Origin of the sequence: Thalassospira sp. (assembly GCF_048059015.1) — a bacterium.
Lineage (GTDB): Bacteria > Pseudomonadota > Alphaproteobacteria > Rhodospirillales > Thalassospiraceae > Thalassospira.
In genome coordinates, this window is the sequence record NZ_JBLLNT010000002.1 from 1 (window position 1) to 10,403 (window position 10,403).

General features: G+C 54.4%; 8 protein-coding genes. 6 read left to right on the forward strand and 2 right to left on the reverse strand.

The window, feature by feature from the left end; all coding sequences use genetic code 11:
• Positions 1–131, reverse strand: a 131-nt coding sequence (locus ACMZ66_RS00675) for an FAD-dependent monooxygenase (protein WP_416934588.1), incomplete at its 3' end; no start/stop codon positions are given.
• A gap of 584 nt (positions 132–715) precedes the next feature.
• Here ACMZ66_RS00675 and ACMZ66_RS00680 point away from each other — a divergent pair.
• The 6 genes from ACMZ66_RS00680 (at position 716) to ACMZ66_RS00705 (ending at position 9,865) form a co-directional block, all read left to right on the forward strand.
• Positions 716–1,054, forward strand: a complete 339-nt coding sequence (locus tag ACMZ66_RS00680; RefSeq protein ID WP_007088725.1) for a P-II family nitrogen regulator — start codon at positions 716–718, stop codon at positions 1,052–1,054.
• A 23-nt stretch (positions 1,055–1,077) separates the two neighbouring features.
• Positions 1,078–2,406 (forward strand): ammonium transporter, encoded by a 1,329-nt coding sequence (locus tag ACMZ66_RS00685; protein ID WP_416933467.1) that lies wholly within the window; start codon positions 1,078–1,080, stop codon positions 2,404–2,406.
• Positions 2,407–2,743: 337 nt separating this feature from the next.
• Positions 2,744–3,982, forward strand: a complete 1,239-nt coding sequence (locus ACMZ66_RS00690) for an ammonium transporter (protein ID WP_416933469.1) — start codon at positions 2,744–2,746, stop codon at positions 3,980–3,982.
• Between the two features lie 189 nt (positions 3,983–4,171).
• Complete coding sequence (locus ACMZ66_RS00695) at positions 4,172–5,374, forward strand: aminotransferase class I/II-fold pyridoxal phosphate-dependent enzyme (RefSeq protein WP_416933471.1); 1,203 nt, start codon at positions 4,172–4,174, stop codon at positions 5,372–5,374.
• Positions 5,375–5,430: 56 nt separating this feature from the next.
• Positions 5,431–7,893 carry a DNA translocase FtsK gene (locus ACMZ66_RS00700; RefSeq protein WP_416933473.1) on the forward strand — a complete coding sequence of 821 codons (2,463 nt, stop codon included), beginning with the start codon at positions 5,431–5,433 and terminating at the stop codon, positions 7,891–7,893.
• A 286-nt stretch (positions 7,894–8,179) separates the two neighbouring features.
• A complete protein-coding gene (locus ACMZ66_RS00705; protein WP_416933475.1) occupies positions 8,180–9,865 on the forward strand; it encodes a methyl-accepting chemotaxis protein in 1,686 nt (561 codons plus the stop codon).
• A gap of 73 nt (positions 9,866–9,938) precedes the next feature.
• Here the strand turns inward: ACMZ66_RS00705 and trxA are convergent, their stop codons facing one another.
• On the reverse strand, positions 9,939–10,259 hold the full coding sequence (trxA, locus tag ACMZ66_RS00710; protein WP_008888557.1) for a thioredoxin TrxA: 321 nt from the start codon (positions 10,257–10,259) through the stop codon (positions 9,939–9,941).
• Positions 10,260–10,403: the final 144 nt, after the last annotated feature.

The following is a 10,403-nucleotide window of genomic DNA, read 5'->3' on the forward strand; positions in this document are numbered from 1 at the left end:
GTTTTCGGATCGGCATAATCAATCACGACAGACTTCACACCCCCATGGGCGAGTGCCAGCGCCATGGCGGCCCCATTCAAACCACCGCCCAAAATGATGACATCGGTATGAAGTGCCTGCTGATCCTGCATGTCGCGAATTCCTGTCTCAAAAGCTCTGGCCGATGCCAACCGTTTAATCCGATTGGCCGATCACCGCGTTGACCTGACGCAATATATATGGTCATGCGCAATCAGGCATCGCCATGTTTACCCTGCCAAGTACGCGGCCACAACCCGCACCGATCAGTGATCCGCGCAATTTGAAATATCCGATGTGATGCATTTGGCACCACATGGTCAAAGCGCGCATAAAACTGTCATCTGACCGCGCAATTCTGCGGGTAAGTCGGGCCGCCACAAACCGATACCCCGCACTATACCTTGATATGAAGCAGCCGCATCGCCTTGAGCTACAACAGGTTTTTGATGTTGTATTTCTTTGATTAAAAAATATGCACATTTTTTAAACAGCATCAGATTCTGTGCATATTTAATCCCGCTATTCTACAGCAATTTTTCTGCTCAACCTACGCGCACAATTATTTTTCTATTATATTTCAATTATTTAACAGATTTATTTTGAGTTTGGCACGATTCTTGGTTTGGAGAGTGCGACTGCGAAATCGTGATTACCACGTTGGTACTCAACGGATATGCCGGGAGGTCGCAATATTATGAAACTTGTTACTGCTGTCATTAAACCGTTCAAACTGGACGAAGTCCGCGAGGCGCTTAGCGCACTGGGCGTTCAGGGTTTGACGGTCACTGAAGTTAAAGGTTTTGGCCGTCAGAAAGGTCAGACCGAAATCTATCGTGGTGCTGAATACATGGTCAGCTTCCTGCCGAAGGTGAAGCTGGAAGTCGCCATCACGGATAATCTGGTTGATCAGGTTGTCGAAGCCATCACCAAAACTGCTCAAACCGGGAAAATCGGGGACGGTAAGATTTTCGTTCTTGATGTGAGCCAGGCGGTCCGTATCCGTACTGGTGAAACCGGCGACGACGCCCTGTAAGTCCAGAGACAAGGGGAGACATTATGAACATTCCTATGAAGAAAACCGGCCTTGCTGCTGTTGCAGCTACCGCCCTTCTTGCAATCGCTTCTCCGGCCTTTGCTCAGGACGCAGGCGTCTCGGCCGAGACTCAATACATCCTGAACAGCTTTAGCTTCCTGTTCAGCGGCGCACTGGTCATGTGGATGGCAGCTGGCTTTGCCATGCTGGAATTTGGCCTGGTTCGCACCAAGAACGTATCGACCATCCTGCTCAAGAACATCTCGCTCTTCTCTGTAGCAGGCATCATGTACTACCTCATCGGTTATAACCTGATGTACATGGATGTATCTGGTTGGATCGGCTCGCTCTCCATCTGGAGCGCAGATGACTCCGCAGCACTTGCTGGTGACTTCTCGGGCGGCTATTCCGCAACTTCTGACTGGTTCTTCCAGATGGTGTTCGTTGCAACCGCAGCTTCGATCGTATCGGGTACCGTTGCCGAGCGCGTCAAACTGTGGCCGTTCATGATCTTCGTCGTGGTTCTTACCGGCGTTCTCTATCCGATCACCGGTTCCTGGACCTGGGGTGGCGGCTGGCTCTCTGAAATGGGCTTCGCTGACTTCGCTGGTTCGACCATCGTTCACTCGGTCGGCGGGTGGGCTGCTCTGACCGGCGCGATTATCCTTGGCGCACGTAAAGGCAAGTACGGCGAAGACGGTTCGGTTCATCCGATGCCAGGTTCGAACCTGCCGCTCGCAACGCTTGGCACCTTCGTTCTGTGGCTCGGCTGGTTCGGCTTCAACGGTGGTTCGCAGCTTGCTATGGGCTCGGGCGCTGACGTTATCGCGATTGCCAACATCTATGGCAACACTTCGATGGCTGCTGCTGGTGGTGTTGTTGCCGCAGCAATCCTGACCCAGATCCTTTACAAAAAGGTCGACCTCACCATGGCACTTAACGGTGCGCTGGCTGGTCTGGTCTCGATCACTGCTGGTCCGGACACCCCGACCATCGGTTCTGCCATCATCATCGGCGCAATCGGCGGTGTTCTGGTTGTTGTTGCAGTTCCGCTGCTCGACAAACTGAAAATCGACGACGTCGTTGGCGCGGTTTCTGTTCACCTTGTTGCTGGTATCTGGGGCACCCTTGCGGTTCCGCTCACCAATGACGGTGCATCGTTCGGCGTACAGCTGACCGGTATCGTTGCAATGGGTGCATTCACCATCGTTACCTCGGCTATCGTCTGGCTGGTGCTGAAGTTCACCATCGGCATCCGTCTCTCGGAAGAAGACGAAGCCAACGGTGCAGATGCAACCGAACTTGGCCTGGAAGCTTACCCGGAATTCGGTAAGGGTTCCCAGCGCTTCTAAGCGATTTGATTTCCTGACGGGTATCGGGTTCGCCCGATACCCAGCCTGTCAGACCAACTGGCCCGCCCTGGATTTATCCTTGGCGGGCTTTTTGTGTCTATGCTGCCTTTTTGGGCAGCGTTTTGGTCACTTGGAAGGCAAAGCGCCTTTTGCCCCCCAAAATCCCCCTCCATCCCCGACACCCCAAATATCGAGCAACCGCCTTGGTCTGATGACCCTTGCTGTGCAAATTTTCAGCATTGGCACGAAAATTGATCTTGGCTGCCCCGAACCAGAGTCCGGCTGCCCCGACAAGACCGGACCGAGAGGAAACGCTATTTGAACAGGGGGACGCCTTATGGAGGCTTTCCAGACTGCCTCGGACGTATTTTTCGTCCTGATGGGCGCTATTATGGTGCTCGCAATGCATGCCGGTTTTGCCTTTCTTGAAGTCGGCACGGTTCGCAAAAAGAACCAGGTCAACGCGCTTGTTAAGATCATTGTTGATTTCGCTGTTTCGACGATTGCCTATTTCTTCGTCGGCTACAGTGTTGCGTATGGCGTTGATTTCTTTGCCAATGCTGGCGTTCTCAGCGGTCAGATCACACCGGAAAACGGCTCAGGCTTTGCCGCAAGCGGTTATGATCTGGTCAAATTCTTCTTCCTTCTGACCTTTGCAGCAGCAATCCCGGCCATCATTTCCGGCGGCATTGCCGAACGCGCGCGCTTCTATCCGCAGCTGTTCGCCACCGCCATTCTGGTCGGTATCTTCTATCCGCTGTTTGAAGGCATGGTCTGGAACAATAATTTCGGCTTCCAGGACATGATCGAAGCCAATTTTGGCGCGCCTTTCCATGATTTCGCCGGCTCCATCGTTGTTCACGCCGTTGGTGGCTGGATCGCCCTTGGCGCTGTTGTCAGTCTGGGTGTCCGTCGCGGCCGCTACACCAAAACCGGCGGTCTGATTGGTATTCCGCCTTCAAACATTCCTTTCCTGGCGCTTGGATCTTGGGTGCTGTGTGTCGGTTGGTTCGGCTTTAACGTCATGTCAGCACAGTCGGTGAGTGGCATTACCGGACTAGTCGCTGTTAACTCGCTGATGGCGATGGTTGGCGGCATTCTAACTGCCTTGTTAACAGGTCGAAACGATCCGGGCTTTGTGCATAACGGCGCCCTTGCCGGTCTGGTTGCCGTCTGTGCCGGGTCTGATGTGATGCATCCGCTGGGCGCGCTTGTGACCGGTGGTCTTGCCGGTGCGCTGTTTGTTTGGGGCTTTAACCAGTGTCAGGCAAAATGGAAGATCGATGACGTTCTTGGCGTCTGGCCGCTGCACGGAATGTGTGGCCTTATGGGCGGTATCGCCTGTGGCATCTTTGGCCTTGAGGCCCTTGGCGGGATGGGTGGTGTTTCGTTCACTGCACAGCTGGCCGGATCGTTGATTGGCGTTGTTTTTGCCACCGTAGTTGGCTTTGTCGTCTATGGCGCGCTCAAGAAAACCATCGGCATTCGCCTGTCAGAAGAAGACGAGTTTGATGGTGCGGATGTGTCGATTTACAAGATCGGCGCCTATCCAGAGGATGACCTTCGCGCCAGCTAAGCGCTGCACCCAATAGCTGCCACCACAATACTTAAAGCCCGGAAAGCGCGTCTTTCCGGGCTTTTTGCGTTAAATCCCCTCTCCTCTTAAATCTTTCTTTGCACTTTTGGCATAGGGGTAAAGTCAGGGGAATTTACCCATATTCTGCATAACGGCGCCGTTTGCTTGCGGCGCACAGACCAAGCTGGAATGACGACGACCATGTTTAACGAACGCCTTGATCAATTGCCTGCCTATCCGTTCCCGCGACTGGCAGCCTTGCTTGACGGTATTAAACCCGGTCAATCGCCGCTGGTTATGTCGATCGGTGAACCGCAGCACGAACCGCCTGCGATGATCACCGAGGCGATGGTTAAACATGCAAGTCTTTGGCACAAATACCCGCCGGGATCAGGCACACCGGAACTGCGCGACGCGATTAAAAACTGGCTTGATCGCCGCTATAACCTGCCGACCGATATGATCAACCGTGATGATCATGTCCTTCCGGTCGCTGGCACGCGCGAAGCACTTTATCTGATCGCAACCACCGTTATCCCGCAGGATCAACCGGGCCCGAAACCCAAGGTCCTTCTGCCGAACCCGTTTTATCAGGTCTATTGTGGTGCTGCTGTTCTGAATGACGCAGAAATGGTGCCGCTGGCAGCTGGTCCCGAGACCAACTTCTTGCCTGACCTTGATCAGATCGACACCGAAACATTAGATGCTTGTCGGTTGTTTTTCCTGTGTTCGCCTGCCAATCCGCAAGGTGCCATTGCGTCGCGCGATTATCTGGAACGCATCATTGGTCTTGCGCGCAAGCATGACTTCGTGCTCGCCATGGATGAATGTTATGCCGACATCTATGACAAAAAGGCCCCGGTTGGCGCGCTTGAGATTTGCGCAGCACAGGGCGGCAACATGGACAATGTCCTTGTCTTCCACAGCCTTTCAAAACGCTCCAGCGCACCGGGTCTGCGCTCGGGCTTCGTCGCGGGCGATGCCAAAATCGTAAAACGCTTCACAGCATTGCGAAGCTACTGCTCCGCAACCATTCCCATGCCGGTCATGGCCGCATCAACCGCCCTTTGGAACGATGATGCGCATGCCGAAGAAAACCGCGATCTTTATCGCGCCAAAATCGACATCGCCGAAGACGTCTTTGGCAACCGGTTTGGCTTTTATCGTCCGCCGGGCGGGTTCTTCCTGTGGCTTGATGTTGGCGATGATGAAGCTGCGACCAAAAAGATCTGGAAGGAAGCCGGGGTAAAGGTCATTCCGGGTAGTTATCTTTCGATTACTGATGCCAATGGCAACAATCCGGGCAAGCAGTTTATCCGCATTGCCCTGGTACACGATCTTGAAACCACACGGGACGGGTTGACCCGCATTGCCAAGGCGCTTGAAAGCTAAGCTTTCAGCAACGCGGCATCATCACCCAGCAGGACTTAAACAGAACGGATACCCAGATGAGCAGTCAGTCGAACACTCTTGGAACCGCCTTCATGCCCGGCAGTCTTGTGACACTGCTTAAGCGGAGCGGTTTACGGATTTGCGGGCTTGGCCTTGTATGTCTGGCCATTACCCTGTTCATCATGCTGATCGGTTTTCATCCCGGCGATCCGTCCTTTAACCATGCAACTGATCGCGGTGTGATCTTTAACCCGCTTGGCGTTGTTGGTGCCTATGGCGCGGATTTGATGTTGCGCACCCTTGGTCTGGCATCGGCCCTGATTACGGTTCTTCTGGTTGGCTGGGGTTTGCGCCTGATTGCGGTCAAACCGTTTAGCTGGATGTGGGCGCGTTTCCTTGTCCTGCCACTGGCCCTTTTGCTGGTTGCGACCTCGGCAGCAGCAGTTCAGCCGGGTATGCATTGGCCGCTTACGGTTGGTCTGGGTGGTTTTGCCGGTGATTTGTTGCTGGGCAAGCTTCAGGCAGGCTTTGCCATGATCGGTGTTCCCGGCGCACGTGCGCTGATCGCACTTGCCGCCATGATCCTTGGTCTGGTTCTGACGATCTTCTGCATGGCCTATTCGCTTTCCGACTGGGAACGTCTTGGTAATGTGCTGTCCTTCGCGGGTGGCAAGATCATAGCTGGCATCCGTGCCATCATCCCGACCGGCAGCAATGATGAGCCGGTCGCCAAGCGCGCACCGGGTTCGCGGCAGGAACCGTCCCTTGATAAAGGCAAGGCCAAGCTTGGTACGGCCATTTCCACCCGTCGTTCGGAACCGCAGATGGACCCAGATGATGACGGCGATGATTATGATGATGTCGAAGACCATCATCATGACAATGAACCGCCGGTCCATATCGTTGCCGCCCCTGCCGCCAAACTGCAACCAAGCCAAAAGGCCGCCGCACAACGCCAAGCATCGTTTGATCTGGGATCGGATGAATATCGCTTCCCGCCACTTGATCTGCTTCATGAGCCAGATCCAGCCGACGCCACCCAGATCGATCAGGAAGCACTGGCGCAAAATGCGCGCCTGCTTGAGACCGTTCTGCAAGACTTCGGTGTTAAGGGTGAAATCGTTCAGGTCCGTCCGGGCCCGGTTGTTACCCTGTATGAGCTTGAACCCGCAGCGGGCGTGAAATCATCCCGCGTCATTGGTCTTGCCGATGATATTGCACGTTCCATGAGTGCGATTGCCGCGCGTGTTGCCGTTGTTCCGGGCCGTAACGTCATCGGGATCGAGCTTCCCAATGCGCGTCGCGAAACTGTTCACCTGCATGAAATCCTGGCCTCCAGCGATTTCGAAAAGAACAGCGGTAAACTGAATATGAGCCTTGGCAAGGATATCGGCGGAACCCCGGTTATTGCCGATCTGGCAAAGATGCCGCACTTGCTGATCGCGGGTACCACCGGTTCGGGTAAATCCGTTGGTGTGAATGCGATGATCCTGTCGCTGCTTTATCGCCTGAAGCCTGAAGAATGCCGCTTCATCATGATCGATCCAAAGATGCTTGAACTGTCGATCTATGACGGTATCCCGCATCTTCTAACCCCGGTCGTGACCGACCCGCATAAGGCAGTTGTCGCCCTGAAATGGGCTGTGCGCGAGATGGAAGACCGTTATCGCGCCATGAGCCAGGTCGGTGTTCGTAATATCGCGGGTTATAACAAGCGCATCAAGGAAGCCGCCGCCAAGGGTGAACAGCTTACCCGTCGTGTTCAGACCGGCTTTGATCCGGAAACCGGCAAACCGATCTTTGAGGATCAGGAACTGCCGATGGAACCGCTGCCATTTATCGTCGTCATCGTCGACGAAATGGCCGACCTTATGCTGGTTGCGGGCAAGGATGTTGAAGCATCGATCCAGCGCCTGGCGCAGATGGCCCGTGCGGCCGGTCTGCACCTGATCATGGCAACACAGCGTCCGTCGGTAGATGTCATCACCGGTACGATCAAGGCGAACTTCCCGACGCGTATTTCCTATTCCGTGACCTCGAAAATCGATTCTCGTACCATTTTGGGCGAGATGGGCGCAGAACAGCTGCTTGGCCAAGGTGACATGCTTTATATGGGCCAGGGCGGCCGTTTGCAGCGTGTCCACGGCCCGTTCGTTTCAGACGAAGAAGTCGAAAGCATCGTCAAGCATCTGCGCGATCAGGGCGATCCGGCATATCTTGAAACCGTTACCGAAGAACCCGAAGAAGATCCAGTAGCGGCCTATATGGCTGGTGGTAATGCCGGGGCTGCGGGTGGTGGCGAATTGGATGATGATCTTTATAATCAGGCCGTCGGCATTGTCCTTCGAGAGAAGAAGGCATCAACCAGCTTCATCCAGCGCAAACTGTCCATCGGATATAACCGCGCGGCACGCATCATCGAACAGATGGAAGAAAACGGAGTCGTTTCCGCTGCCAACCATGTTGGGAAGCGCGAAGTGCTGATGGAGAACATGGACGGCACGCCATACGAGTATTAAGGACACCGTCCGATCCTTCTAGTCGCGAACGAATCGCAACAAAAAAACCTCCGCAATATCTGCGGAGGTTTTTTAATATCTTCAATTAAACCTGTCCGTTCAATTTCACGCTGAACATAAGTAAAACCGAAGATTTCTCATATACTTAATTATATTTCGGCGCATACTTTTGGCATAGATCAGGGCATCCGTCGCGCTATGGCGCATTATTGCCAATAACTGACTAGTTCTAAATAACGCGTCCGAAACGGCGCGTTATAACAACCAATCATAAAGTGGGTGCCAGATGAGGCTTTCAGACTATTCCTTCGCGTGGAAGTTGCGCGGTGTGATGATATTGGTGGCGATCGCGTTGGGTGCGTCGGCTGTCATCAATCTCTTTTCGCTACACAACACGATGCTCAATGACCGCAAGGTCACGCTGCGCTATGTCGTCGACCAGTCGGCAAGCATCATTGAAGATTTCGCAGAACGCGCCAAAGCAGGCGAATTCTCGGACGCAGAAGCCAAGGAACGCGCCCTTAAGGCCGTTTCAGCGCAGCGTTATGACGGCAACAACTATGTGTTCGTAACCGAACGCAATGGCACGCTTGTCATGCATCCGCTCGCCCCACAGCTTGAAGGCAAAAGTGCGACGGCCGTCAAGGATCCCAATGGCGTAACACCGATTGCTGACCTGGCCAAAATTGTTGCCCAGTCCGGCAGTGGTTATGTCACCTATGTCTGGCCCCATCCCAACACCAAGGAAAATGCACCGAAGCTTGCTTATGGCCGCTTGGTTGATGGCTGGAACCTGATTGTTGCGACTGGCATCTATACCGATGACGTTGAAGCAGCCTTTTGGAAAAGTGCCACCACCGACATCATCACCCTGATCGGTATTATGGTTGTTATTGGTGGTCTTGGCCTTGCAGTTGAACGCAGCACCACCGTACCGATGCGTGAAATCACCGCAGCCCTGTCGCGTCTGGCAGATGGCGATACGTCAGTTAAAACCGATGCGGATGACCGCAAAGACGAGATCGGTGATCTGGCCCGTGCGCTTGAGGTGTTCCGCACCAACCGCAAAGAGGCCGACCGCCTTGCCAAGGAACAGGAAGCCGCCAACGCAGCCCAGCTCAAACGTGCGAAAAATATCGATGCACGCATTGCTGTGTTCGAGCAGGAAGTCGAAAGCAACCTGACCGTTGTGAATGCGGCCCTTGATCAGCTGCGCAGCACCGCAACCGGCATGGCAGCCCAGTCCGATCAGACGACCAGTCAGGCCGCCAATGTGGCCGCCGCGACTGAACAGGCAGCAACCAACGTTGATACGGTGGCATCTGCTGCTGAACAGCTGGCATCCGCAATCGATGAAATCACCGCCCAGGTCGCCCGCAGCTCTGACATCGCGCAGGCCGGTGCCGGCGAAGCCGATGATGCCAGCGCAATCTTTGCTGAACTTGCCAATGCCTCGGACAAAATCGGTGAAGTGGTCGAGCTTATTCAGTCGATCGCCGAGCAGACCAACCTTCTGGCTCTTAACGCAACGATCGAGGCAGCGCGTGCTGGTGAAGCCGGCAAAGGTTTCGCCGTGGTCGCAGCCGAGGTCAAAAACCTCGCCAACCAGACCACGCGTGCGACCGAAGACATCGCAGGTCACATCAATGGCATTCAGGACAGCACCCAGGGTGCCCTTGGCGCGATTGAGCATCTTTCCGCGCGTATGAAGGAGCTTAATGAAGTTGCCGGTGGCATTGCGGCAGCTGTTAGCGAACAGGACGCTGCAACCGGTGAAATCGCACGTAATGTCGCCGAAGCGGCATCTGGTACCAAGGATGTTGCCCAAAACGTTGTCGGCCTTCGTGAATTGGCCGAAGAAGAACGCCGTGCATCGGGCGAAGTGCTGACCGCGTCCAACAGCCTGAGCGACAAGTCTCAGGCGCTTCTGACGCAAATCAAGCGCTTCCTTGAAGACATTCGCGCCGCCTGATTTCACATCAAACGGCACAAAGAAAAAGGCGGGCTGAAAACAGCCCGCCTTTTTAAATTCATTGATCTAATGATCAGATCGACTGGTTGATCCAGTCAACAAGTGCGCTTTTCGGAAGTGCGCCGACTTTCATCGCAGCGACTTCGCCGCCCTTGAAGATCATCAGGGTCGGGATGCCACGAACACCGTATTTCGCCGGGGTGTTCGGGTTTTCGTCGATATTCACCTTGGCGATCTTGAGCTTGCCGCCCAGTTCACCAGCGATCTCATCGAGATAAGGCGCAATCTGCTTACACGGACCGCACCATTCAGCCCAGAAATCGACCAGAACCGGGTCGTTGGAACCCAGAACGTCGGTATCGAACGAACCGTCGGAAACTTTAATCGTGGTCATACTTTCAGATCCTAGTTGTTACGAGGCAAGGGGGATAACCCGCAAACCTCGATCCGCTGTATGAGGCCAAGGTAGGCAGCACTGACGCAAACGTCAAGCGCATTGGAGGAGCAGCGGCCATGTCCCCCGCGCCAAGCCATGTCT